This window comes from Microbulbifer maximicatervae (SeqCode) (assembly GCF_056231245.1).
On the sequence record NZ_CP174334.1, the window covers coordinates 2,727,294 to 2,753,033 of the forward strand.

The following is a 25,740-nucleotide window of genomic DNA, read 5'->3' on the forward strand; positions in this document are numbered from 1 at the left end:
CCAAATTCCGACCTAACTGACAGTGGGACAAAAATGGCGAACAATCACAAAGAGACATCAAAAGCGATACTGGAATTGTGGGGGGACAACTTCCCCGACAAAGCGACAGATTATTTATCACCGGATTATAAAAACCACCAAATGCCTTATGCTGGAGGCGACACTTCAGCGCTAACAGTACAAGGATGGCAGCAACTTGTCGCAGATTTTCACCAGGGATTCTCCAATACAAAGTTAGAAATTCTGCTGCAAATTTCTGAGGGAGATTACGTCTGCACCCGCTGGAGGATAACCGCCACCCATACGGGAAAATTCCTACAGTATGACGCAACAGGAAAAACCAGCAGTTGGACTGGCGTGCATACCGATAGATATAAAGATGGAAAAATGGTGGAAAGCTGGGTGGACTGGGATAAATACACTTTCCTGGAGCAATTAGGTTTAGTTGAATAGCCGACCACGAACCAGTCAAAGGTAGCCTGCACAACGCTACCTTTGACAACTAACAATATATCAATCTTTCTGTATCTATTTACGATAATATCTCTATGGCAAAAGTTTTATTGACTGGCTTTGAGCCCTTTGGTAACACACCGATAAATCCAGCTGAGTCAGTTATGCGTATGCTGGACGGAACACGAATAGCCAATGGTGATATTCATGGTCTTTTGATACCCAACAATTTCTTTGAAAGCATTGAAGTTGTCACAGATGCTATTGAAGAAATAGAACCGCAATTAGTGGTGATGTTAGGAGAGTACAGTGGCCGTGCAATCATTACGGCTGAGAGAATTGCACAAAATTATAATGACTCCACCAGATATAACCTGAAAGATAACCGGGGAGTTGAAATGCAGGGTGAGCCGACTGTACAAAATGGTCCTGTCGCTTATCACAGCACACTCCCTATCCGCGCAATGGTTATGGCAATGCGCGATATTGGTGTTCCTGCCGATATTTCTGATACTGCGGGTACTTTTTGTTGCAACCATATGATGTATGGCGCGCTTCACTATATCGCGACTAATCAGCTGAATATCCCCGCCGGCTGGATACACCTTCCTCAGCTACCCCAGATTGCCGCACTACCCGAAAATATCGGCAATCCCAGCATGTCAAAAGAAACTGCCGCCCTTGGGATACAGGCCGCCATTGAAGCCGCACTAGCTAACCCGCGGGACACTGACGATCCGATCCCTTCTCACTTACAAATCTAATCAAATTGAACAGTTTAGTAAGGTCATATTTTTCCTACTAGTAATTTCAATGCAATCAACATACAAAGAAGGAAATATCAACGAGATAATTCAAAGCACCAAGCAGATCAATAAATGCTCTTACCGAATAAAAAAAGGCCATATTAACACTATAAAACAACCCCTTCTGGTACTACTAATTTATAGCAACATCATCACTATATTTATCTCCTCCGGATAGACCCGACATCACAGCTACTGTGCCAGTCCAAAGAGTATTTCTACAGAAGAGACAATCAATGTCATTAAAGTGATGCCCCTTTTTCGCCAAGGTATCCAAATCCCACTTCAGGTTTACAGCTGCCATAAACTGTCTATTTCTTATGGTCAGAATACTGGGCGGCTGAAAGGACTGAATGCTATTTGCCTTGGCAACCATTCCGATATTATTAGCATTCTGAATTCTGCGTCTTCGACTATCGCTATCATTGTGAGACATAATCGCATTAATCGAAGTATAAGTTTCATTGTTAGTATTGTGTCTATTAGTAGCGCTACTGGTATACTTTGTCAGGATGTAGTTAAAACAAGTATCATTTAAACCTAAATCTTCAACAGAATTGGCCCCCCGATCATAAAACCTCCCAAGTCCAGGGTCATTCACACTGAATTTATCACGCGAGTAAAAATGCAGGTTAACATTGTGCTCTATTTTGAAACTGGATATGGTTCTGCGATACCCGTGAGCAGTTACAATTAACCGGTTTGTTGTCATTCCACGAGGAGTCCACAACCAAGCACGACCATCAAGATCTATACACTGATAGTTCCCTGCCACCGCCACTTCAGAATCATCAAAGGTATGCCAAAGCGCTGTTGCCTTGTTACCAAAATAATCCTTTAAAGCACTTTTGACATTACTGAAAAACTCCTTTGCAGGCATAAACCCTCCCCAGCTTTCAAAGCCTAAGTTAACAAATAGAATTATCTCGAGAAAAATCGTATTCCACCCAACAGCCAAAGTAAATGTTTAAAATATGCGATTTTTTAATCAAAAATAGCTTTCAATAGCTACAGGAAATATGATCCGGAGTCTATCAGGCAAACTATTAGATACTCACTCTTCAGGAGCAGGAAGCAAAGAGTCGACAGTTAATATAAGTAATTTCGCGGGATCTGTTTTGGAGGGATTAATCGTACAATGCCCCTGCTGGTCAATAGCTATACCATTAACAGGCGTGTCTCCCCCAAAATGAACATCTCCAGGCCTATATATCACCTCAACACCGTCCCGAGTTGTCGTACGCCAACAGCCAGATAATGTAATAACCCATTGAGGGTTCGGAGTAGAGTGAAAATCGCTTTTCCACCCAGGAGGCAAAATTGCAAACTCACTTCGAATAACTTTAGGCAAATCACGATAGTGATATTCGGGCACAGGATTGGAGTATTGAATCAATTCAAAATCTGAAAAATGTCCTACAGTGGTTCTTGACCTTCCTCTTTTATCATACCAAAGATGATAAAAATCTTGGCGAACGATTTCTTCTTGCACTACGAGTATCTCACCTCATCAGCAAAATCTAAAAATTGCCTCATCGATAAATCACTAATTATCCATAGGTTACCCCTAGTTTCAGACAATCCAGATCACCGACTTAGAAACTGTAACACCGAAGAATTTGTCTTCCTCAAATATTGATCTACAGACCACTTTCTGCCACCAGTTAACACAAAAGATAAGCAAATAAAAGCCCAAAAAAGAGGGTATTCCCACCCCCCATAAACGGTTTGTATATTTCCACTAATATCTATACCACTGACATGACTTGCCCATGAAAAACCTGCAAGATAATGCCGCCCTTCAAATAATGCAATCATCAAATAAAGAGCAGTCCCAACAGCGGCAAACCGCGTAAACAAACCGAAAGTAAATCCAACAAATGCAGAGAACGCACAAATACCAGAGATAATCACCATAGAGGATGAGTATCCAATCCCCTCAAAATAATGAACAACAAAATTGTAAGCGTCTGCGCCCAGCAGACCAAACTTCTCAGCAAAATGATGGGTAAAATTGAGCCCGATATAAATTCGAATCAAGGCCAACTGTAAATCAGCTGCAGTCTCATAGCTTTCGTGCGTGCTCTGCTTCATATAACACTTCCTTAACACACAACTCAACCACAGCCATACATTCCCTTTTAAGAGATATCATAAAAGGGTTTACAGTCATCTATAATAATAGGCCAAGCCCACCCCGTTGAACCGCAAAAATTGCCTAATTCGCAACACCATATATATTATTGCAGTAAACCAGGTTTACCTAAATGACAAAAGAGGCACTTCAAAGAATGCCACAAACCTATTCTTCGGAGGAGGCCAGCAATTCATTGATGCATTTACACCGTAAATCCAATCTCACCGGCCTTTCTCTGAGTAAAGCCGCCCTATAAAAGCTTTAGGAAAAAGCTACTGCTCAAATACAGTGGATTTTATAGTAATTAGAGCCGTACCCATAAATATCAAAGCAACTCCACTCACAGCGTATACGTCAAACTTTTGCTGCCAAATAACCACAGAAGCTGCACAAACAAGAGCAATACCGACGCCTGACCAGATGGCATAAGTCATTCCCACATTCATATTTTTTAGTACAAACGCAAGAAATAGACTCGCCAGAGAATAAAAAAAGATAGAGGCCATTCCCAGCCACCACTTTTCCCAACCGTTGGAAGCCTTAAGTAGTAGGGTAGCTGTAACTTCGGTAATGATTGCAAAAAATAAAAACAAATAGGTCAAGTTCTACTCCATTAGAATTTATTGTAGTCAAATCACTTGATCAGCTAGATACTATCAAATTTATGACGAATAGCGCTATTGGAAAATAGCGGGGATTCTGCTATTTACTATGCGGCTGTACGAAATACAATGCTGGACTTTACAGTCAGCAGTCAGCAGTCAGCAGTCAGCCCTCTGGCTACCCAAGATAACTCATGTCTTCCCATTGACAAATCAGCAATAAAAGAAGAGCTAGATTTCAGCCCCGACAACTACCTAGCCTATCGATACCAATAGATCTAATTGTAGTATTACAGCTGTTTTTTATACTCCTCCAGAAACAATCGTGACTAATTTTACACTCATATTGGCCCCATACCAGCGATTACTGACTTGTTGAAAAATACTCAATGTGTGCAAATATTTATTAAACAGAGGAGTGCGGACCATATAACATCTACCTCACGTAGCAGGCAAGTTGCATAGAGCAACAACTAAATGATATTTGGGATATAGGATTGAAATATCGTGAAACCGATACTTGGTATAATTTGTGTGGTTACACCCTTTATCGCCAATGACGCACCCCTTTTTAGATCTGTGTTACTACAGGCATACAATCACGATGATTACAACTTTCTCGATTTAGCGTTTAGAGCGCAAAACACTTATCTCCCAAGCTATCGAAAAAGCAGTATTCTTAGTACCTACCAGCTGAAAATCGCATCTTCTACTTTTATTAGAAAGGCGGTAGATAAAATACAGCCCCCCCTACTTCCCAAGGGTATTGAAGAAACTAAGTAGTATGGTCTCAAAATACACTGGAATTGGTTGCTCAGAAGTTGGCTGCTCAAAATATCGCAGAAAGCCCTACAGAGATTTGAGGCATTACGAACATCAAATCCTTCCACAGATTTCATTACACATAATGATTACTTCACAGGCAATCCATGTTCAAGCCCCTTACAGGCAATCTCGGATATCGAGGCAGACCATCAGCAACAAATGAATGCACAACAGAGCGGCGATACTTATGCGCAACATTATAGTCCGTTCCGTAACAGGAAACTCTGACGAGGCCTGGTCTGATTGGCGCTGGCAGATGCGCAATCGCATCAGCACATTGGATGGCCTGAAGCGATGGATCAATGTTTCTACTTCTGAATCTGACGCTATCCAAAAGCTCAAAGGAATCTATCGGTGGAGTATTACACCCTACTACGCCTCTTTAATGGACCCTGACGACCCTAATTGTCCAATTAGATTGCAGGCAGTTCCCTCACTAGAGGAAACCATCGTACCCGACAGTGCAGACGTTGACCCTGTAGGTGATCAGTACTTTCGTAAAACCAACCGTGTCGTACATAAGTACCCGGATCGCGTCATCTTTCTGGTAACGTCTGTTTGCCCTGTTTATTGCCGTCATTGCACAAGGAAATTTCACACCACAACGGTGGGCCCGGAAAGTTATTTTGAACAAGGCGAAGCAACCAGCTGGGAGGAGGATATTGCTTACATAGAATCACATCCACAGATTCGCGATGTATTACTCACTGGCGGCGACCCACTGATGTACTCCAACGACCGCTTAGCCAGACTATTGGAGAAGCTGAGGGCAATAAATCATGTGGAAATTATTCGAATTGGATCACGCTTCCCAGTACTGGCCCCCCAACGTATCACCGACGAATTGTGCGAAATGCTCGCATCATTTCATCCGGTGTGGCTGAACACACACTTCAATCACCCCAAAGAAGTCACAGAAGAAGCCGCCGCTGCATGCGGCCGCTTGCTGAGGGCAGGCATTCCGCTAGGAAATCAAACAGTACTTTTAAAAGGCGTGAACAATTCACCGGATGTTATGCGCCAATTGATGCTCGCTCTGGTAAAAATACGAGTCAGGCCCTATTACCTCTATCACTGCGATAATGTGGTCGGTGTCTCTCACTTTATGACAAGCCTGAAGGAAGGGCAGGCGATTTATGAGTCATTGCAGGGGCACATCACGGGTTTTGCGGTTCCTCAATATGTACTTACTACCGAGCTGGGCAAAAACCCGGTCATGCCCTACGAATATGTAAAACAAGGCGATATCGAAGGCGAATGGCACATTCGAAATTTCAGAGGACAAACGGGTATATATCTGGAGTAACAAAGTGCTAACTACCAGAGAAGGTAATCATAAGTCACAAATTTATTGCGCTGATGCCTTTTTGGATGTTCCTGAGATACCCAAAACACCAAGTGTTTGGCAACGATAGTATGCACCGCAATATATCGTAGAGTTTTGCAGGATCCAGGATAACTATAAATGACTGCTTATAGCTGATTCCACAATGCGGTTGATCATGGCCCCATACTGAATACCCGCCAATTCACACATCACGGGCAGTTCAGAAACTTCAGGCCGCAAACCCGGTAAGACATTGACCTCCATAACCATGGGGGCGCCCCGTGCATCATAGCGAATATCAACTCGACCACCATCACGACACTCAAGAACTTCCCAAGTCTTCTGCGCAATTGCTCGAACCTTAAGCGCCTGACCATCGTCAACCAGCCGGCCGGGGAAAGCTCCATCATACTTGTAATACACAAGTTCATCGCCCAATAACTTTTCCATAACGCCAATGCACTCGGCAGTTGCACCCGTTCCTAAAAAGCCTACAGTAAACTCTCGGCCAGGTAGGAATGTTTCAACCAGTACTGGCTGATTAAACCGATTCAAAAGGTATTCACAGCGGTTTTTCAAAGCTGCCTTGTCGATAACTTTGGACTCAGGCGATACCCCCTTACTAGTTCCCTCCCTGAGCGGCTTTGTCATCAAGGGATATTCAAGCTCTATTCGATTGACATCTGTAACGCTTCGAACAACTGCAAACTCTGCCGTTGGTATACCCATATCCCTCAATATGCGTTTGGTCATCTCCTTATTAAGAGTCACTGTGTTAGCAAATGGATCAGAAAATGTGTACGGTATCTTCCAGGCATCCAACAAAGCGGGAACCTGTGCTTCACGCCCAGTTCCGTACATCCCCTCAGCAACATTGAACACTAGATCCCAGGTGTTACCTTCAACCAGTTGCTGCGCCAACCTGTAAATATTGCCGACCCGTTCGATATGGTGGCCTGCGCAGGTAAGCGCATCGTGAATCGCATCTATCGTCTCCAGGTAATCAAGTTCAGCGACGTCCTCTTCACTAAACCCCATCCCGAGATAATCATCACGAAGGTCGTAGACTATACCGATACGCATCAATCATGCTCCGCTGCCACTACATAATCTATCGAATGCCGGACTGGAATATTAGCTACGCAACTGATTTTCACTTTAACGCCCCCCAGCCCCTACCCGGAAAAGTGAACGTAAAAAAGAAGTTAATAACCTTCATTAGTCCTGAGTTTTGGATAGGGTTGAAGTCGAAAGTACTTGCAAGTAACCATTAATAAAGACAACTAACCAAATGCCGTATTGCCCGTAGAGCTAATTAGCACAAAAGCTATCACGCAAGGTTCTTCACCTCGGTTGACCCAATTATGAACTGTCCCCCGCTGGACAAGTGCATCTCCTGCGGACAGTTTCACAACAACCTCATCTCCCATTTCCATCTCGATATTCCCAGACATCACCACCGCATAATCAATGCTGTCAGTTTGGTGAGATCGTGGCGTAACTCCCGGCCCAAATTCTACGACCTTAAAAACCGAGCCTCCCGGAATCGTAGTTCCATCAAATTTTCTCCCGCCGTTGTCTCTACCATCTTCACAAAGCTCTACGGGCAAGTCCTGGGTAGTCCATAACTGCTGCTGAACCATATGAGGCCGCCAACTACTGGTATGCAAACCCTGATCATCTATGAGCACTACTGGCTTTCCCTCTGGGTCGTGCCCTGTAACAACTCGCCGGACATTCACACTCATCGCACTCTCCTCTCTCTTGGGCAGCAACCATCTAGTTACGGGAGAATATAGTTCAGCCAGCAGCTAGCCAGCTTACCGGACAGTGCTGGTATCACCGATGTTGCGAAATAACTATAATCGCGCCCATGTCTGAGTTACCTATTCAAAGTATCCTCCCCGAACTGCTCCAGGCCTTGAGAGGGCATAGTAATGTCGTGCTCCAGGCGCCCCCCGGAGCGGGTAAAACGACCGCCGTACCACTGGCATTAATAGATGAGCCTTGGTTGAGCGGAAAGAATATTATTATGCTGGAGCCGCGACGTTTGGCCGCTAGAACGGCAGCGGCGCGCATGGCTAACCAGCTGGGTGAGAAAGTTGGTGATACCGTTGGATTTCAGGTCCGGGGCGAGCGGAAGTCAAGCAAGAAGACTCGCATCCTGGTTGTAACCGAGGGAATTCTCACGCGCCTCTTACAGGCTGACCCTGAATTGGCATCCAGCGCTCTGGTCATATTCGATGAATTTCATGAGCGCAGTCTGCAAGCCGACCTCTCCCTCGCCTTATGTCTCCAATCCCAGGAGTATCTTCGCGAGGATCTCAAGATTCTGGTGATGTCTGCCACCCTGGATACCAGCGGCATCTCCTCACTACTAAATAACGCACCCATCATATCCAGTGAAGGACGCAGCTATCCCGTCGATATTGAATACTTGAACCAACGAGAAGAGCCCGAGGACAAACGACAAATCCCGGCTTTGATGGCAAGTAAAGTTGTCGCATCCTTAGGTAAACAAGAAGGTAGTGTTCTCGCCTTCCTTCCTGGTGTCGCCGAAATCAAACAGGTTGAGAGCTTATTGGAGGAGCGACTATCTGAGGAAACCGAAAAGGGCCGCATTATTATTGCACCGCTTTTTGGGGATCTGAGCCGTGAGCAGCAGGATCAGGCGATAGCACCAACGGCACCAGGCACGAGAAAAATCGTACTGGCTACAAATGTGGCCGAGACCAGCCTGACGATTGAAGGCACCCGAATAGTTATCGACTCAGGATTAATGCGTGAATCGCGCTTTAATCCCAACTGTGGCATGAATCGTTTGGTGACAAGCGCAATTTCCCAGGCCTCAGCTACTCAGCGCACAGGGCGCGCCGGGCGTCTCAGCGCCGGCTACTGTCTGCGACTCTGGAGTGAGGGCCGGCAGCGGTCATTGAGCGCCAAAAATACAGCGGAAATCACCCGCAGTGACCTGGCTCCCCTGGCACTTGAATTAGCCAAATGGGGGGTTACCGATGTCAGCGAACTCAACTGGCTCGACACACCACCCCCAGGACCTATGGCCCAGGCCCAGCAGCTCTTGCAGCAACTGGGGGCACTGGATGACAAACTGCGTATTACCCCTCACGGGAATACCATGCTCGCCTTTGGCGCCCACCCTCGCCTCGCACATATGTTAGTTGCCAGTGTCGGCTGGGGATTGCAGGAACAGGCCTGCCTGCTGGCAGCGCTACTATCTGAACGGGATATTTTCCGTGGCGAAGCACGATGGGATCGGGACATTAGCAAACGGATCCAGGCTCTGCAGTCCCAAGGCAACGATCGGCGGGTAGATCGCGGTACTGCTCACAGAATACGCCAGCAGTCTAAAACCTGGCTCTCTCAATTAAAGAAATTTGAGTCAAGTTCAAGTCCTGCACCACAGACTATCGATCACTCCGATGAAACTGGTGCCCTGCTTGGACTCGCCTACCCAGACCGTATTGCGAAATCGCGCAGTGATACCGGCCGCCGGTTTCTACTCTCCAGTGGCCGAGGCGCACATTTCTCCCATGATGACGCCCTAGCTTTAAGCGAATACTTGGTCATTGCCGAACTGGATGGCCAGGGCCGAGATGCAAGTATCCAGCTGGCAGCAGAGATTTCCCTGCCCGCTTTGAAGTCGCATTTCGCCGCCCAGATCAAAGAAGAGATTTCAGTTCGCTGGGACGAGACTACCGGCCGCGCTGTCGCCCTACAGCAAACGCAATTGGGGGCGCTGGTTTTACACCAGCGGCCTGCAGCAGATATTCCACCGGAGACCCTCAGTCACGCATTATTAGAAGCCGTACGAAAGAAAGGCCTCTCCTCCCTCCCCTGGAACACAGAAGCTAACCAGTTACGTTTTCGAGTGGAATTTTTACGCCAAAATGAAGAGTGCGGGGATTTGCTCGGCGACATTCGAGTACCAAACTGGAGTGATGAGGCTCTATTGGAGACCATGGAGGATTGGCTGCTGCCTCATTTGCAGGGGTTCAGCAAATTTGAGCAGCTAGGGCAGCTTGACTTGCAAAGCATCTTGCGCGGACAGCTTGAGTGGGACTTGCAACAAAAACTCGATGACTTGGCCCCCAGTCACTACCTGGTTCCCAGTGGCTCCCGGATAAGAATCGACTACGGAGAAACTCCACCTGTTTTGGCTGTGCGCCTGCAGGAGCTATTTGGATTAGCACAAACTCCAACAATTCTAAAAAACCGCTATCCATTGATGATTCATTTGCTCTCTCCGGCACGGCGCCCCGTTCAAATTACCCGTGACCTGGTGAATTTCTGGGCCAATACTTACCAAGAGGTAAAGAAGGAGTTGCGTATCAAATACCAGAAGCACTACTGGCCCGATGATCCCCTGACGGCTGAGGCTACTACTAAAACGAAGAAGAGAATGGACATGGGACGGTAGTTCTTTTTTTAGATTCACTGCCCCTGAGGCAGCAAAATTACTTTCTGGGCGGCGGTTAAGTTAACATTCAGCAACAACCGGATAGCATAAGCTGCCGCAAGGGATAGGAACTCGCGCCAATAGAGATAGTCTGATTTATTTTGGCCCGCAGCGACGCCCCAAAACCAGAACAAACTCTAACTCGTAGCAATGGAGATGTATTTTGCGCCGAATACTCTTAGCAGCTCTCAGCCCATTACTGATATTTGGCTGTAGCCTCGATGACCTTCCCGATGATTTGAATCAGTCAACTATCAAGTACGATAAGGAAATGCGTTACCTGGTAGAGGATATCAGCGCCTACGCCAAGGGCATCAACCGTCACTTTCTCATCGTACCCCAGAATGGGGTTGAGTTGATTACTACGACAACTACCACCACTGGCCCCGTCGATGAAGCCTACCTGGATGCCACAGACGGCATTGCACAAGAGGCCCTCTTCTTTGGCGCAAATGGTGATATCAACGAGCCCACCAGTGAGTCTGAAACCGAGCGCCTGCAAACTTATCTGGATTTGGCGAAAGATGAAGGGGATACAATCCTAATCACGGACTTCACCAATATTGAGCGGGATATTGATGAGTCATATGAGAATAACGAAGAGGCTGGGTATATTTCTTTTGCCGCAGATAACGAACTCCTGAACGATATACCTCGGTATCCCGATGAGCCCTTCAATGTTAACTCTCTGGACATTGATGACCTTGAGGAAGCCAAAAACTTTGTCAATATTACCAATACCAGCAACTACTCTACGCCTCAAGATTTCATCGATAAACTGAGTGAAACCGATTACGACATATTGATAATCGACTTTTTCTTTGACGGTGAACCTTACACAGAAGAACAAATTGAGCAGCTCAGGGTAAAAGAAAATGGTGGGCGCCGCCTAGTGCTGGCCTATGTCAATGTCGGCGAGGCACAAGACGATCGTTATTACTGGAAATCCTATTGGTACAACACCCCTCCCGAATGGCTACTGGGGGGAGTACCCGGTGAGTCAGGCAATTACTATGTGAAGTACTGGCAGGAGGGCTGGCAGAAAATTATCTTCGGCAACGATAATTCTTATATTTATATGATCGTTGATGCAGGATTTGATGGGGCCTATATGGATGGAATCGATGCATTTGAACACTTTGAATCTAATAATGATTAATCCTTCCAAGTAAATATGAAACTCAAAACAAACGCTTTATGGGGCTATCAGTCAAAGATAGCTCTATTTATTTGACGGCCGTTCGACTATAGAAACATAACATCAAGAAACAACAAAGCACTGGCATTTTAACCCAAAGTGGGTGAGTAGAGCCACAGCACCACAACTTTTTAAGTTGCACGCCCAATAGAAATCTACCCTCTACTTGAACTCACCAAATCATTTATGTAATGTTCGCCGTAAATCATAGAAACAAAAAGGAGAGATAATCCGTGAATAAAAGTATACCGAGTATATTAATAACAGGCCTTTTATTAGCAGGAAATGCGAATGCTTATGTTAACTGTGACGGTGTTATTACAAATTTTCAAGTAAACTCAGAAGGGACCTTACAGGTTACTTCCGAAGAAATTTGGGGGGATGATAAAGGGCGAAAAATATGCTCCGTAGAAGGACCCGCAGAAGGAGAAGAAAGTGGTGTTAGCAGTAGTACATGTAATGCATGGTTAAGTATTATACTGTCAGCCAAACTTTCTCAGACCACTATTAGAGTCCAATACCCAGATGGTGTCGCCTGCAGTACGATTCCAACTTGGGAAAGTGCGACTAAGCCTCATATGATTGACATACGCTAGCTCAATTAAAAATCACTTATATCTGGCTGTGACTGATTAATTAAAGGGATCCCGGCCAGATCGCTTCCAAGTTTACCACCCCCCAATACCATACCTAAATTGATCAATAAAGTACCCAATAATTCAAGGAAGTTCTAATGCACAAAAACATCTTTAACACCATAGTGGTTACAGTTATTTTTTTCACCTGCCGCATTTGCAGGGGAGATAGATACAATACCGTTAGACTGGAAACTTGAAAATTACACAGATAATGGGATTATAAAAGTCTTCAATGTCGCAGGTGATACCAATAACGTTTGCACATCCTTCCATATGGACTCCGCAACAACCGAAAGTAAAAATCGATTTTGGTCAACCGTCTTGGCAGCTAAAGCTTCAAATTCAAAGATGTTTGTCCGTTATGTAGAGTCAGACTCTGCAAGCTGTGAAATATCAAGCTTTGGGCAAAAGCCTACAAACTAGTTTATTTGCGCAAATAGATAAATACTAACCCGTTATACAGCCCCTCATAAGCTGAACGGCTGTATAACCTGGTCTTGCCCACAAAAAGTAGACACTCTAACTATGCGTATTTTCGCTCATACTCTGCTGGACTTACATAGCCCAATGCAGAGTGCCTACGAACCCTATTGTAGAAAATCTCAATGTATTCAAACACCGCAGCTTTTGCTTGCTCTTCGCTTTCGAATGCTCTGGCATAGACCATCTCGACTTTTAGCCTGCTAAAGAATGATTCCATTGCCGCATTATCCCAACAGTTAGCCTGGCGACTCATACTCGGCTTGCACTTACTTTCGGACAAGAGATCCTGGTATTTCTGCGATCGATATTGCACACCCCTGTCAGAGTGAACTATTAGTCCAGGCTTTATTTGTCGTCGCTCTAGGGCCATTTTCAACGCTCGATGTGTCAACTCATCGGTCATCTGGGAGTCAAATGCCCAACCTACAATACGTCGAGAGTACAGATCCATAACTACCGCGAGGTACAACCACCGCTCCAGAACCCAGATATACGTAATGTCACTGGTCCAGCGGCAATTTGGTCGATCCACATCGAAGCAACGCTTAAGTAGGTTGGCGGCGACATTGATATTCCTCTCTACGGGCTGACTATATCGAAAGCCTTTGCCGTTTCTCGCTTTAATATGCTCCTGTTGCATAAGCTTAGCGACGTAGTTCCACGAGCATGACTCGCCTAATTCTTGAAGCTCGCAAGCGATTCTAGGCGCTCCATAACGACCTTTAAACTCAGAAAACGTCTCTCGGATTTTCTCGATTGTTCGTATCTTTCTAATCGTGCGAGCAGATGGCAACCGCCCCCGCCATCGATAATAACCCGATCTTGAGACTTCTAAACACCGACACATCAAGCTAACCGGGAATGACCCTACATGCTCTTGTATCAGCGCGTACTTTACTCTTGGTGGTTCGCAAAGTACGCAGCTGCCTTTTTTAGAAACTCAACCTCCTGACGAGCTTCATGCAGCTCCTTCTTGAGCTTGCGAACTTCAGCGCTTTCCTGTTTGGAATAGTCGACACCGTCTAAACTATTGAACTGCTTATCAGACAGTCGATTAAATTGACGACGCCAGTTGTAGATCTGCTGTGCGCTGACGCCTAGTTCTCTTGCCACAGAAGCCGTTGTTACTCCAGGCTTTTCCGCTCTCTTAACTGCTTCTCTACGGAACTCCTCCGTATACGCCTGAGTTTTTTTCTTACCCATGATACACCTCCGTGTTAGGCCTAAACCTAACTATACAGGGTGTCTACTAAACGTGGGTAAGTCTTAACCATAACGCCTAATTTAAAGTCAACCAAGTGGAAGACTTGTAAATGTACACTTCTATAGTTTTCTAGAAGTTAGGCCTGATGAGTTTCCTTATATTGAGTCACATACTGGGAAAGCCGCCCGGACATTTCCTCTGCCAATTTTTGCAGGGCGTTGAGCGGGCGTATCATCACCTCAAACTCAATAATCTTACCTTCATCATTAAAGCGGATAATATCCAATCCCTTCAGGCTCTTATCACCGATGGAGGCTGCGAATTCAAGAGCCAGATCGTGTCCCGATTCGGTAGTAAATTCACGGTCGTATTCAAAACTCTCAAAAACCTGCATCACCGTATTGAGAATCAGGCACACAGCAGCGGAACTGTGGTAGGGCTTAAAAAATGCCGGTGAACGAAAAACAGCATCTTCTGCAACGATCGCTGGTAAGCGACTCAGATCTCGCGCAGCGACCATTTCGTGCCATAGGGCAATAGATTCCGCTATTTTATTATTGGAATTGTTCATTGGAGACTTCCTCTTCACTCACTTGTTTTTGTAAAAATTCTCTCCCATCAGCACACCCCAACTCGTAAGTTTTTTGGGCTAGCTCAGGATTTGTGTAATCCCAAACACTGATGAATGGCGGTTTCGAGGGCTGGACATAAGTCCAATCCTGATCGCCTTTGCGCTGTGTAAATATGTCCGGGAACTGATCGTAACGACGGGTCAACAACACCAGCACCCTTCCCTTTCCATTATCCAGCCCTGCCACCGGGATGTTATCTACCACCCCACCATCGAGTGCTGTTCGCCCCCGCAACTTAAGTCTTGGGGTGAATGGCGGCGTACAGGAGGAGCACAAAATCAGGTCCACCAACTCCTCAATACTGGAACAATCCCGGGCTCGATAAAATTGCTGCTTAAAACCTAAGCGCTGGGCGATCTTGGGGTGAAGGCTGCGTAAAAAATGCTTATCGGCATAGTAGGCCATGGCCCCCACTCCAAAAGCCAAACCTCCAGATAGGCCTTTTGGTGGGTGAACAACCGCAATTCGCAACTCTGCGCCCTGCTGAAGGGTCTCCAGTCCATCGCGAAACAGCTCTAACATCGCATTGCGGTAGATTCCATATTGGGGGAACACAGGTTCTTTACCAAAAAGGTTTCCCCAATAAGCATTTTTTTCATTAGTCTCGAACGCAGTCCAGAAATGCTCTCGAGCCTCCTCCGTCTTACCCATCAGCACCAGGCTCGACATTAGGCCCCCTGCCGAAACCGCAGTAACCACCTTCGGAGAAAGACTAATTTCGTTGGCTATGGACTCCCAAAAGCCAATCTGCCAGGTACACCGCCCACCACCACCGGCAAAAACAACTTGGTCAAACATGATCGCGCTTCCCTGCAGCAGCCTTCCGGCTGGAACTTCCTGAGTCCATTCTGTGTTTTACATCCTCTCAAGTGCAGTTTCAGGCCGCTCTTTGCGTTACCGCCGACACTTTTGACCAATTAGTTTCAGCCTTCATGATGACATATTGATGACGACAACAATATGCAACTAATTGCATAAGCTAATCGAATCACAAGCATTGTGCAACTGATCGTCTTGATCCTGAACTCACTGAATACTCAAATTTCCACCAGGCGTTCCTTACCGGACACAAGCGCATCAAGAAAGGCATAACCGTCTGCAACCCCAATTTTCAAGGTGTGCCTCATCGCACTGGGGTCAGCAAAATTCCACATCCCGATGGGCAACGGACTGGAAGGCTGAACATAAGTCCACACCTGATCCCCCCTTTGCACACTGAAACTGTTCGGTAGGTGTGGAAAGCTCCCTGTATCCAAAATCAGAACCCGCCCTTTGCTAGCATCCAAGCCAGCGACCGGAGCATTACCTACCAGAGCTCCATCCAGCACCTCTGCACCATCAAGCGACAACCTTGGGGATATGGGGGGGGCACAGCAGGAACTCAAAATAAGCTGCTCAAGATCTGTCCCATCTTTGCATTTACTCACGGGGTGAAACATTTGGCGGAACCCAAGATGTAACGCTGTATTTGGATGCAAGTCGTGAAAGATGTGTTTGTTAGAGTAGAAAATTGCCAGCCCCAGCGTTAGAGCGAGAGGCACAGGCAACCATTCCGGGGGATAAGTCACTGCAATTCTGAGGTCGGCAGATTGACGCAGAGGCTCAAGACTATCGTGAAAAAATTCATGTACCCCTTTGCGATAGATCTCAAAGTGCGGAAAAATTGGTTCTTTGCGGAATGAATTATTCCAGTAGAAATTCCTTTCATTTTTTTTGCAAACAGAGTGAAAGTAATTAACACCCTCACGGCAGCGATCCGTAAGCATGAGTGCCGCTACCATGCTGCCTCCGGATGCAGCACAAACAACTTTCGGCCGGATCGGTAATTCGCGACTTAGGGATAACAAAAAACCAAGCTGCCAAGTGCAACGGCTTCCACCGCCACCAAAAACCATTTGATCAAACATGACGACACCCTCTAAAAAAGGCTATCGAAATAAATACGGGTATTTTTGGTTTTAATTTTAGGCAGGAGTTTTTGTCTCTATCGCCACCAAGCGTTAAAGCGAGATCACAGTTAATGGCTCTCTCCCAACTATTACGCATCACAATCAGCAAACCTGCCAACCACCTTGATACAAATAGATATAAAAAAGGCTTCACTTTTCAAACCAACTAGGCATTGAGACTAAAGGTGTCTTTATCTCAACACTCAGTGCAAACCTATGAGTAACTTTAAGATCGTAACCTTCCAATCAGTAATTCAAGATATCCCCAGTCACATCAGGGAGGACTCTCAAGTAACCGCCCTTCGCCACTCAGTGCCGCTAAAAATGCACGGCCATCTGCAATCCCCATACGGAAAGTATCTTTCACCTCTTCCGGACTGGCAAAATCCCAAACATTAAGTGGAACATGTCCAGAGGGCTGAACATATGTCCATTCCTGGTTAAATTTTTGTACCGTAAAACGGTCCGGCAGCTGTGGGAAACGTCGGGTTAGCAAAATAAGCACCCGTCCTTCAGCGGTATCCAGCCCACCAATAGGCACACTATCTACAACCCCTCCATCCAATACCTCTGCACCGCCCTGCTTCAGACGCGGCGTCAGAGGTGGCGTGCAGGATGAAGTAATAACCAGCTTCTCTAACTGGGACGGATCCGAACAGTGACGAACTTTATAAAAAGATTGGCGGAAGCCCAATTTAAGTGCAGTAGTGGGGTGAAGGTTCGGGAAAATATAAGTATCAGAGTAATCAATCGCTGCTCCAATCATTAACGCGATCGGACCAGGCAGCCATTTCGGCGAAGTACTGACTCCAATACGTAGGTCTGAGGCTTCCCTAAGTTGATCAAAGCCCCCAGAAAATAAATCGCTTAATGCTCGACGATAAATTGTATAGTGCGGGAATACAGGATCTTTGCGGAACATATTACCCCAATGGATATTTTTCCCATTGGATTTAAATGCCGAAACGAAGTAATCCACTCCATCGAGTGACCTGTCCATCAGAACCAGGCTGGCGACCAGGGCGCCAGCGGATACTGCACTGACCACCCTGGGTGCCAGATCAATTTCCTTTGCAACCGACTCCCAAAAGCCGATCTGCCAGGTACAGCGCACGCCGCCACCGGCAAACACCACTTGGTCAAACATAGATTGTTCTTCCCTGGAGTTGGCGCACAAGCAATCACTAGCATGACCAATCACTGGATCGCTGCACCGGCACTTTACATTGCCCCAGCGCCTCAAAAGCACCGAGGAATATTTCAAATATATACAGTGTGGGAGTAGTTCGTAGGGAGGCTTACGCAGGATCTAACCTGAGAGGTTCACAGAAATAAAAAAGGCGAACACAAGGTTCGCCTTTTTCTTTTGAGCCACTTGGCCGACTCAGAATGGTCTCAGGAACTCAGTAGTAGGCCTGGGACTTGTCGGTGTGGTCAGTAATATCTTTCACGCCTGCTAATTCGGGGATTTTCTCTTTGAGAGTCTTTTCCACGCCTTCCTTCAAAGTCATATCAACCATGCCACAGCCCTGGCAACCGCCACCAAACTTCAACACAGCAAACATATCCTCGGTCACTTCTACCAGGCTTACCTGGCCACCGTGAGCTGCCAGGCCCGGATTAACCTCGTTGTACAAAACATAGTTGATACGGTCCTGGATAGGGCTGTCGTCGGTAATTTTCGGCATACGGGAGTTGGGCGCGCGAATCGTCAGCTGCCCGCCCATCTTGTCCGAAGAGTAATCGACCCGAGCATCATCCAGATAGGGAACGCTGCGCCCTTCGAAGTAAGCTTTGAGACCGTTCATTTCCAACATCACATCACCTTCCTCCTCCTCTCCCGGGCGGCAGTAGGCGATACAAGTCTCGGCGTTAGGTGTGCCGGGACTGGAAACAAACATGCGAATGGCAATTCCCTCACAGTCCTGTTTGGCCAACAGCTCTTTCAGGTATTCCTGAGCGGGTTCAGTAATAGTGACATTCAAATCAGACATATAGGCTCTCAAATAACCAAGCTTCTTTGTCGGGTATTCTACTCTCAGAAAGACTCAAGGGAAACCGGTCAGTTGGAACCCTTTCGACCGACCGGCCTCACCACTCTCCTAGGTGGGGATAAATCCCATAAGAGTCTGGGCGGTTTCCTCTGAAGAGGCCGGATTTTGACCAGTTACCAGTTTGCCGTCTACCACTACGTAGGGTGCCCAATCACCACTTTTGGAGTAGTTTCCACCATTTCCCTTGAGCATATCCTCAACTAGGAAAGGCACGACATCCACCAGTTCAACCGCAGCCTCTTCCGAGTTGGCAAACCCGGTCACACCTTTTCCCGACACCAGGTAAGCGCCATCCTGGCGGCGTGTATGACGGAAAATGCCCGGAGCATGGCACACAGCACCGATCGGCTTGTCTGCGGCAAAAAAGTTCTCAATCAGTGCAATTGAGACCGGATCTTCCGCAAGATCCCACAAGGGACCATGGCCACCGGGATAAAAGACTGCATCAAAATCAGACTCATTCATATCAGCCAATTTGTGGGTATTGGCCAGAACCTGCTGAGCATCGGCGTCAGCCTGAAAGCGATGAGTCGCCTCCGTCTGAAAATCTGGCTCATCACTCTTGGGATCCAGAGGCGGCTGCCCGCCTTTTGGAGAGGCCAGGGTCACTTCAGCACCGGCGTCCTTGAAGATGTAGTAAGGTGAGGCAAACTCCTCCAGCCAAAACCCCGTTTTCTTGCCGGTATTCCCCAGTTCATCGTGGGAAGTCAAAACCATCAGTATTTTCATATTTCTGTCCTTATAAACTTTGTCAGCTTTGCTTCAATCATCATTTCCTATGCGCACAACTAACTTGCCGAAGTTCTTTCCTTCCAGAAGCCCGATAAATGCATTGGGTGTTTCTTCCAACCCTTCGACCATATCCTCAAGATATTTAATACTGCCTTCCGCAACCCACTGACTTAATGTACGTACCGCTTCATGAAAACGTTCGTAGTAATCGAAAATAATAAAGCCTTGGATTTTCAAGCGTTTGGTCAGCACATCCCGCATTAACAAACTGGTCCGATCCGGGCCTTGCGGCAATGAGGTTGCGTTGTACTGAGAGATAAGCCCACATACAGGAATCCGCGCAAAATCATTTAATAGCGGTTGCACCGCATCAAAGACCTTGCCACCAACACTTTCAAAATAGATATCGATACCGTCAGGGCAAGCCGCAGCCAATTGATCGACAAAATCTTCGGCGCGGTGATCCAGGCACAGGTCGAAGCCCAACTCCTCTACCGCATAGCGACACTTTTCCTCACCTCCAGCAACACCGATTACCCGGCACCCTTGCAACTTGCCGATTTGTCCAACTGTTGCCCCCACAGGACCGGTAGCAGCTGCAACTACCAGAGTCTCCCCTTCTTTTGGCTCCCCAATTTCCAGCAAACCAAAGTAGGCGGTGATTCCCGGCATACCCAGCACTCCCAGGGAGAAGGAGGGGTAATCCGGATTTTTACCCAAATTAATCAACCCGGTACCATCAGAAATGGCGTAGTCCTGCCAGCCGCTATAACCGAGTATCCAATCCCCCTCCTCGAAGCCATTCAATCGGGACTCAACCACACGGCTCACCGTCCCTCCAACCATGGTCTCTCCCAGTGAAACAGGCTCTGCGTAGGACTTCGCATCACTCATTCGCCCCCTCATATAGGGATCGAGCGATAGGAATACTGTGCGCAACAGCACCTCGCCGACTTCCGGCTTGACCACAGGGGCATGCTCCAGGCGGAAGTTATCTGTCGTCGGGGCACCTTCAGGGCGGGATGCCAATACCAGGCGGCGGTTTATATCGCTCGATTGCATTCTCTATTCTCCATAACTTCGTAAAATGGAAGTCAAAGTCGCCAAATTAGACCGGTCGTCTAGAAAGGCGCCATAAAAATACCCGCAACGGTTTTCCCCTCGCGGGCTCAGTAAAAAACTCAGTGTTTCCCCAGTATCTCCTGGGTCGCCAGCATCGCCTCTGCCATTGGCGTATCGTTGCGGTTTAACTTGGCCAACAGGCTGGCTCCCAGCCACAGCTGGTACAAGGAAGCTGCGGTGGCACGGGCATTGAGGGTGCTAGGCAGAGAACCGTCTTCCCCTGCCAGCTCGATACAATTCTGGAGCTTCTGAATAATATGCTCAGTCCCATCTCTGAGGATAACCCGCATCGATTCAGACAGGTCTGCCACCTCAGCGCTAAGCTTAACCACCAGGCAGCGGTGTGCATCGTAACGCTCCCCACTACTCTTCTGCCAAGCATCAAAATAGGCCAATAAATTATCGGCGGCAGATTGATCCCGGGAGGAAAAGCCAACGTCCATCTGTTCCAGGTAGCTGCGAAAATAATCTTCCAGCAGAGCCTCGCCAAATTGCTCCTTGGACTTAAAGTAGTGATAAAAGGATCCCTTTGGCACACCGGCGGTTTTGAGAATTTCACTCAAACCTACACCGGAGAAACCTTTTACGGCCATCACGGTGTAACCGGTATCCAACAAATGTTGGCGAGTATCTTCATAGCTGCTTTTCATGCCTATCACTCTACGCAAAACTAGACCGGTCGTCTAGGGATTTATAGTGATTAGGAGCTGTAGAGTATCTATAAATTGCTCAACTTTATTCAAAACTGCTCTGTTATTGTGGTGGAACAACCAAAAAGGCGTAAGTCGCAGCCGGTGAGTGGGCGTGACTGTGCTAAGATTGGCGCCATTCCCACCATCGGCAAAAGATCGACAATATAAGGATTGGTAAATGTCCCAGCAGTCCCGCGACCAACGTCTCGAGCAAATTAATGCCGCGCTTGCGCAGCGTATCCTGATTCTGGATGGCGCTATGGGGACGATGATCCAGAGGGAGAAACTGGAAGAGGCCGATTACCGGGGTGAGCGCTTCGCCGACTTCCCACGCGACTTGAAAGGCAATAACGACCTGCTCAGCCTGACCCGCCCGGAGCTAATCGAAAAGATTCATCGGGAGTACCTTGAGGCGGGCGCGGACATTATCGAAACCAATACTTTTAACGCGACCCAGCTGTCCCAATCTGATTACGATATGGAACACTTGGTAGTAGAGATCAACCGGGCCTCCGCAGAGATCGCGCGCCGTGCAGCAGATGCACTCTCTACCCCAGAGCGCCCGCGCTGGGTAGCCGGGGTCATCGGCCCCACTTCCCGCACCGCCAGTATTTCACCAGACGTCAATGATCCAGGGGCACGCAATGTCACTTTCGATGAACTGGTAGAAAACTATGTAGAAGCGGGCCGCGCTTTGGTCGAAGGCGGCAGCGACCTGATCTTAATCGAAACCATTTTTGACACCCTCAATGCCAAGGCCGCTATCTATGCCATGCAGCAGCTCTTTGAGGAGCTGGGTTTCGAATTGCCAATTATGATTTCCGGCACCATTACCGATGCCTCTGGCCGCACCCTTTCCGGCCAAACGACTGAAGCTTTTTACAATTCCGTTGCCCACGCAAAGCCAATTTCTGTGGGGCTCAACTGTGCCCTGGGCGCCACCGAATTGCGCCCTTATGTGGAAGCCTTATCGGGCGCCTGTACCTCTAATGTCTCCGCCCACCCCAACGCGGGATTGCCCAATGAGTTTGGCGAATACGACGAAACCCCTGAGCAGACCGCCGCAATCGTAGCGGAATTTGCCCGCAGCGGATTTATTAATATCCTCGGCGGCTGTTGTGGCACCACCCCCGATCATATTCGTGCAATTGCCGACGCAGTGGCCGATATACCCCCACGACAGCAGCCGGAAATAAAACCTGCTCTGCGCCTGTCCGGACTGGAGCCATTTGTCGCCGATGAAAACGCCTTATTCGTCAATGTGGGCGAGCGTTGCAACGTCACTGGCTCCGCCCGATTTAAGCGCCTGATCCTTGAAGAGGACTACGACACCGCCCTGCAAGTGGCTGCCGCCCAGGTAGAGGATGGGGCGCAGGTAATCGACTTCAATATGGATGAGGCGATGCTGGATGCACTCGCCGCTATGCGCCGCTTCCTCAACCTTGCCGCTACCGAACCGGATATCGCCAAGGTGCCATTTATGGTGGACTCCTCCAAGTGGGAGGTGATCGAGGCCGGCCTGCAATGCATCCAGGGCAAGCCCATTGTGAACTCCATCAGCCTCAAGGAAGGCAAAGAGGAGTTTATCGAAAAGGCCCAACTGTGCCTGCGCTACGGTGCGGCTGTGGTGGTGATGGCTTTTGATGAAGATGGCCAGGCGGATACTTTCGAGCGCAAAATTGAGATCTGCAAGCGCAGCTACGATGTGCTGGTCGATGAAGTCGGCTTCGATCCCACCGATATTATTTTCGACCCGAATATTTTTGCTGTCGCCACCGGTATTGAGGAACACAATAATTACGCGGTGGACTTTATCGAGGCGTGCCGCTGGATTCGCGCAAATCTGCCCGGTGCCCAGATCAGTGGCGGCGTCTCCAATGTTTCCTTCTCTTTCCGGGGCAACAACCCGGTACGTGAAGCCATTCATTCAGTATTCCTGTTTCACGCTATTAAAGCCGGCCTGAATATGGGTATCGTGAACGCCGGGCAGCTGGCGGTTTACGACGAACTCCCAGAGGAGCTGCGGGAAAAAGTTGAGGATGTGATCCTCAACCGCAGCCCGGATGCCACTGAAGCCCTGCTGGAAATTGCCCCCAAATACCAAGGGGATGGCGGCGGTGCCACACGCAAAGAGGACCTGAGCTGGCGCCAATTGCCTGTGAAGGAACGCCTGGCACACTCCCTTGTGAAAGGCATTAACAACTATATCGAGGAAGATACCGAAGAGGCCCGCGCAAGTTCCTCACGCCCACTGGACGTGATCGAAGGTCCACTGATGGACGGTATGAATATCGTTGGCGACCTGTTTGGCGAAGGGAAAATGTTCTTGCCCCAGGTAGTGAAATCCGCCCGGGTTATGAAACAGGCGGTAGCCTACCTGCAACCCTATATTGAAGCGGAAAAAACCGAAGACAGCCGCTCCAACGGCCGTATCCTGATGGCCACTGTTAAAGGGGATGTGCACGATATTGGCAAAAATATCGTGGGCGTGGTGCTGGCCTGCAACAACTATGAAGTGATCGACCTCGGCGTGATGGTGCCAGCGGCAACTATTCTGCAAACAGCAAAGGAAAAGGAGTGTGACATTATCGGCCTGTCCGGCCTGATCACCCCATCCCTGGATGAAATGGTTCACGTAGCCGCCGAGATGGAGCGTCAGGGGTTTGATATCCCATTATTGATCGGCGGAGCCACCACCTCCAAAGCCCATACCGCCGTAAAAATTGATCCCCAATTCCACCGCAACCAGGTGGTGTATGTAGCCGATGCATCCCGCGCCGTAGGCGTGGCCAGCAGCCTGATTTCCAATGAGCTGCGCCCAGCCTTTGTGGAAAAAATCCAGGCAGAGTATGACAAGGTGCGCACCCGCACCGCCAACCGCAAGCGCAATGACACCCGCTTAACCTACGAGGAAGCGCGGGATACCGCTCCGGAATTTGATTGGAAAAACTACCAGCCAGCACGACCCAACAAGCTGGGCCTTACCGTGATCGACGATTTCCCTCTGGAGAAACTGCTCGACACTATGGACTGGACGCCTTTCTTTATTTCCTGGGATTTGGCGGGTAAATTCCCGGCAATCCTTGAAGACGAAATTGTGGGAGAAGCCGCTACCGATCTCTACGACAACGCCCAGCGTATGTTGAAAGAGATTATCGATAAAAAGCTATTGCGCGCACGGGCCGTATTCGGCCTATGGCCAGCCAATAGCGTCGGCGACGATATCATCGTCTACAAGGATGAAAGCCGCAGTGAGGAGCTGGCTCGCCTTCACCATATGCGCCAGCAGGTACAGAAACGCGGTGGTGATGGCCTGTGCCGCTCCCTGGCAGATTTCGTCGCGCCGCTGGAGTCCGGCCAAATAGACTATGTGGGCGGCTTCGCGGTTACCACTGGCATCGGCGCAGACGAGTTGGCAGATACCTACGAAGCCAAGCACGACGATTACAACGCCATTATGGTAAAGGCCCTGGCAGACCGTATGGCAGAGTCCTTTGCTGAGACACTGCACCGTTTGGTGCGAAAAGAATATTGGGGCTATGCCGAGGACGAAACTCTGAGCAATGAGGAGCTGATCAAGGAAGCCTACCAGGGCATCCGCCCAGCCCCGGGCTATCCCGCCTGCCCCGATCATTCGGAAAAAGCTACCCTGTTCAAATTGCTACAAGCGGAGCAAAATGCAGGCGTCAGCCTTACCGAGCACTTTGCCATGATGCCCGCAGCTGCGGTGAGCGGTTGGTACTTCGCCCACCCCCAGGCAAAGTACTTCAATGTGGGCAAAATCGGCAGGGATCAGCTGCAAAGCCTGGCTAAACGAAAAGGGGTCAGCGAACCGGAATTGGAGCGCTGGCTACGTCCCAACCTCGAGGAGTGAGCCTGTGGAAGATAATAATAAGAAAGCGAAAAAGCCCAATTTCGGCCAGGTGGTAGTCAGTACCCTGGCCGCCGCGATTGGCGTGCAGAGTGATAAAAACCGCGAAAGGGATTTTCAAAGTGGCAGTATTATGACGTACGTTATTGCCGGCGTTGTTTTTACCGCCGTATTTGTAATCGGATTGGCTCTTATTGTGAAAATAGTACTCGGCAATATGGGCTAAGAGCGCAGAGTGCTTTCCATCAGCTAGCAGCTATACAAATAAGCCGAGCTAAATGTCTATCGCTAATGCCCGGGACTACACAACTCCGGGCCAGCAGCGGGCTAGCGCGTGGCCACCCAAAAAACACAGGTGGCTACGAAAATTGCGACCAGTGCTACAGCAGCAATTGCATCCACTACATTATCGTCTTCAGAAACTACAGCTACTTCATCATTCATCGAATCTCTCCGATCGTTCTTTATTGTTATTTAAAGTAGTTGGGCCGCTGGATGCGGCAACCCAAGTAGAGCAAATCAAGTCATCAGTTGCAAG

At 48.2% G+C, this 25,740-nt stretch carries 24 protein-coding genes; 8 read left to right on the forward strand and 16 right to left on the reverse strand.

Annotation, left to right across the window (positions count from 1 at the left end; translation table 11 throughout):
* Nucleotides 1-33 precede the first annotated feature (33 nt).
* Nucleotides 34-453, forward strand: coding sequence for an ester cyclase (locus ACJJIS_RS11730; protein ID WP_444913560.1), 420 nt, complete (start codon nt 34-36; stop codon nt 451-453).
* A gap of 95 nt (nt 454-548) precedes the next feature.
* Nucleotides 549-1,217, forward strand: a complete 669-nt coding sequence (gene pcp, locus ACJJIS_RS11735; RefSeq protein ID WP_475708169.1) for a pyroglutamyl-peptidase I — start codon at nt 549-551, stop codon at nt 1,215-1,217.
* A 175-nt stretch (nt 1,218-1,392) separates the two neighbouring features.
* Here pcp and ACJJIS_RS11740 read toward each other — a convergent pair whose 3' ends face one another.
* From ACJJIS_RS11740 to ACJJIS_RS11755, 4 genes are all read right to left on the reverse strand, one after another.
* Nucleotides 1,393-2,139 carry a putative adhesin gene (locus ACJJIS_RS11740; RefSeq protein WP_475708170.1) on the reverse strand — a complete coding sequence of 249 codons (747 nt, stop codon included), beginning with the start codon at nt 2,137-2,139 and terminating at the stop codon, nt 1,393-1,395.
* A 174-nt stretch (nt 2,140-2,313) separates the two neighbouring features.
* Nucleotides 2,314-2,751, reverse strand: a complete 438-nt coding sequence (locus ACJJIS_RS11745) for a cupin domain-containing protein (RefSeq protein WP_475708171.1) — start codon at nt 2,749-2,751, stop codon at nt 2,314-2,316.
* 95 nt (nt 2,752-2,846) lie between these two features.
* A complete protein-coding gene (locus tag ACJJIS_RS11750) occupies nt 2,847-3,353 on the reverse strand; it encodes a DoxX family protein (RefSeq protein WP_444905513.1) in 507 nt (168 codons plus the stop codon).
* Nucleotides 3,354-3,668: 315 nt separating this feature from the next.
* Nucleotides 3,669-3,998: a DMT family transporter gene (locus ACJJIS_RS11755; protein WP_413665519.1), complete on the reverse strand. Its 330-nt coding sequence runs from the start codon at nt 3,996-3,998 to the stop codon at nt 3,669-3,671.
* A gap of 1,012 nt (nt 3,999-5,010) precedes the next feature.
* Here ACJJIS_RS11755 and ACJJIS_RS11760 point away from each other — a divergent pair.
* Nucleotides 5,011-6,129, forward strand: coding sequence for a KamA family radical SAM protein (locus tag ACJJIS_RS11760; RefSeq protein ID WP_475708172.1), 1,119 nt, complete (start codon nt 5,011-5,013; stop codon nt 6,127-6,129).
* A 153-nt stretch (nt 6,130-6,282) separates the two neighbouring features.
* On the opposite strand, the gene ACJJIS_RS11765 is transcribed toward ACJJIS_RS11760, so the two are convergent.
* Together ACJJIS_RS11765 and ACJJIS_RS11770 are read right to left on the reverse strand one after the other, a co-directional pair.
* A complete protein-coding gene (locus tag ACJJIS_RS11765; RefSeq protein ID WP_475708173.1) occupies nt 6,283-7,233 on the reverse strand; it encodes a D-alanine--D-alanine ligase family protein in 951 nt (316 codons plus the stop codon).
* Between the two features lie 200 nt (nt 7,234-7,433).
* Nucleotides 7,434-7,898, reverse strand: a complete 465-nt coding sequence (locus ACJJIS_RS11770; RefSeq protein ID WP_444897561.1) for a cupin domain-containing protein — start codon at nt 7,896-7,898, stop codon at nt 7,434-7,436.
* A gap of 125 nt (nt 7,899-8,023) precedes the next feature.
* Between ACJJIS_RS11770 and hrpB the strand changes: the two genes are divergently transcribed.
* The 3 genes from hrpB (at nt 8,024) to ACJJIS_RS11785 (ending at nt 12,421) form a co-directional block, all read left to right on the forward strand.
* Nucleotides 8,024-10,588 (forward strand): ATP-dependent helicase HrpB, encoded by a 2,565-nt coding sequence (gene hrpB, locus ACJJIS_RS11775; protein WP_475708174.1) that lies wholly within the window; start codon nt 8,024-8,026, stop codon nt 10,586-10,588.
* Nucleotides 10,589-10,790: 202 nt separating this feature from the next.
* Nucleotides 10,791-11,786: an endo alpha-1,4 polygalactosaminidase gene (locus tag ACJJIS_RS11780; protein ID WP_475708175.1), complete on the forward strand. Its 996-nt coding sequence runs from the start codon at nt 10,791-10,793 to the stop codon at nt 11,784-11,786.
* Between the two features lie 272 nt (nt 11,787-12,058).
* Complete coding sequence (locus ACJJIS_RS11785) at nt 12,059-12,421, forward strand: hypothetical protein (protein ID WP_475708176.1); 363 nt, start codon at nt 12,059-12,061, stop codon at nt 12,419-12,421.
* A gap of 565 nt (nt 12,422-12,986) precedes the next feature.
* Here the strand turns inward: ACJJIS_RS11785 and ACJJIS_RS11790 are convergent.
* The 10 genes from ACJJIS_RS11790 to ACJJIS_RS11835 form a co-directional block, all read right to left on the reverse strand.
* Entirely contained in the window at nt 12,987-13,832 is an 846-nt protein-coding gene (locus tag ACJJIS_RS11790; RefSeq protein ID WP_475710354.1) for an IS3 family transposase, read from the reverse strand.
* Between the two features lie 8 nt (nt 13,833-13,840).
* Complete coding sequence (locus ACJJIS_RS11795; protein WP_444905570.1) at nt 13,841-14,149, reverse strand: transposase; 309 nt, start codon at nt 14,147-14,149, stop codon at nt 13,841-13,843.
* A gap of 137 nt (nt 14,150-14,286) precedes the next feature.
* Entirely contained in the window at nt 14,287-14,721 is a 435-nt protein-coding gene (locus ACJJIS_RS11800; protein ID WP_475708177.1) for a nuclear transport factor 2 family protein, read from the reverse strand.
* Nucleotides 14,705-15,580 (reverse strand): patatin-like phospholipase family protein, encoded by an 876-nt coding sequence (locus ACJJIS_RS11805; protein WP_444897564.1) that lies wholly within the window; start codon nt 15,578-15,580, stop codon nt 14,705-14,707. The genes ACJJIS_RS11800 and ACJJIS_RS11805 overlap by 17 nt, the downstream gene beginning before the upstream one ends.
* A gap of 239 nt (nt 15,581-15,819) precedes the next feature.
* Nucleotides 15,820-16,689: a patatin-like phospholipase family protein gene (locus ACJJIS_RS11810; RefSeq protein ID WP_413665511.1), complete on the reverse strand. Its 870-nt coding sequence runs from the start codon at nt 16,687-16,689 to the stop codon at nt 15,820-15,822.
* A gap of 316 nt (nt 16,690-17,005) precedes the next feature.
* Nucleotides 17,006-17,878 (reverse strand): patatin-like phospholipase family protein, encoded by an 873-nt coding sequence (locus ACJJIS_RS11815; protein WP_413665510.1) that lies wholly within the window; start codon nt 17,876-17,878, stop codon nt 17,006-17,008.
* A 256-nt stretch (nt 17,879-18,134) separates the two neighbouring features.
* Nucleotides 18,135-18,725, reverse strand: coding sequence for a Fe-S biogenesis protein NfuA (nfuA, locus tag ACJJIS_RS11820; protein WP_282933143.1), 591 nt, complete (start codon nt 18,723-18,725; stop codon nt 18,135-18,137).
* A 108-nt stretch (nt 18,726-18,833) separates the two neighbouring features.
* Nucleotides 18,834-19,514: a type 1 glutamine amidotransferase domain-containing protein gene (locus ACJJIS_RS11825; RefSeq protein ID WP_475708178.1), complete on the reverse strand. Its 681-nt coding sequence runs from the start codon at nt 19,512-19,514 to the stop codon at nt 18,834-18,836.
* A 33-nt stretch (nt 19,515-19,547) separates the two neighbouring features.
* The gene (gene curA / locus ACJJIS_RS11830; RefSeq protein WP_444897568.1) at nt 19,548-20,579 is read right to left on the reverse strand and encodes an NADPH-dependent curcumin/dihydrocurcumin reductase; all 1,032 of its coding nucleotides are present in this window, start codon (nt 20,577-20,579) and stop codon (nt 19,548-19,550) included.
* Between the two features lie 119 nt (nt 20,580-20,698).
* Nucleotides 20,699-21,289, reverse strand: coding sequence for a TetR/AcrR family transcriptional regulator (locus ACJJIS_RS11835; RefSeq protein WP_444905524.1), 591 nt, complete (start codon nt 21,287-21,289; stop codon nt 20,699-20,701).
* A gap of 220 nt (nt 21,290-21,509) precedes the next feature.
* On the opposite strand from ACJJIS_RS11835, the gene metH reads away from it, so the two are divergent.
* The gene (gene metH, locus ACJJIS_RS11840) at nt 21,510-25,205 is read left to right on the forward strand and encodes a methionine synthase (protein ID WP_475708179.1); all 3,696 of its coding nucleotides are present in this window, start codon (nt 21,510-21,512) and stop codon (nt 25,203-25,205) included.
* A 4-nt stretch (nt 25,206-25,209) separates the two neighbouring features.
* The gene (locus ACJJIS_RS11845; protein WP_413665506.1) at nt 25,210-25,428 is read left to right on the forward strand and encodes a DUF2970 domain-containing protein; all 219 of its coding nucleotides are present in this window, start codon (nt 25,210-25,212) and stop codon (nt 25,426-25,428) included.
* The last annotated feature ends 312 nt before the right edge of the window (nt 25,429-25,740 follow it).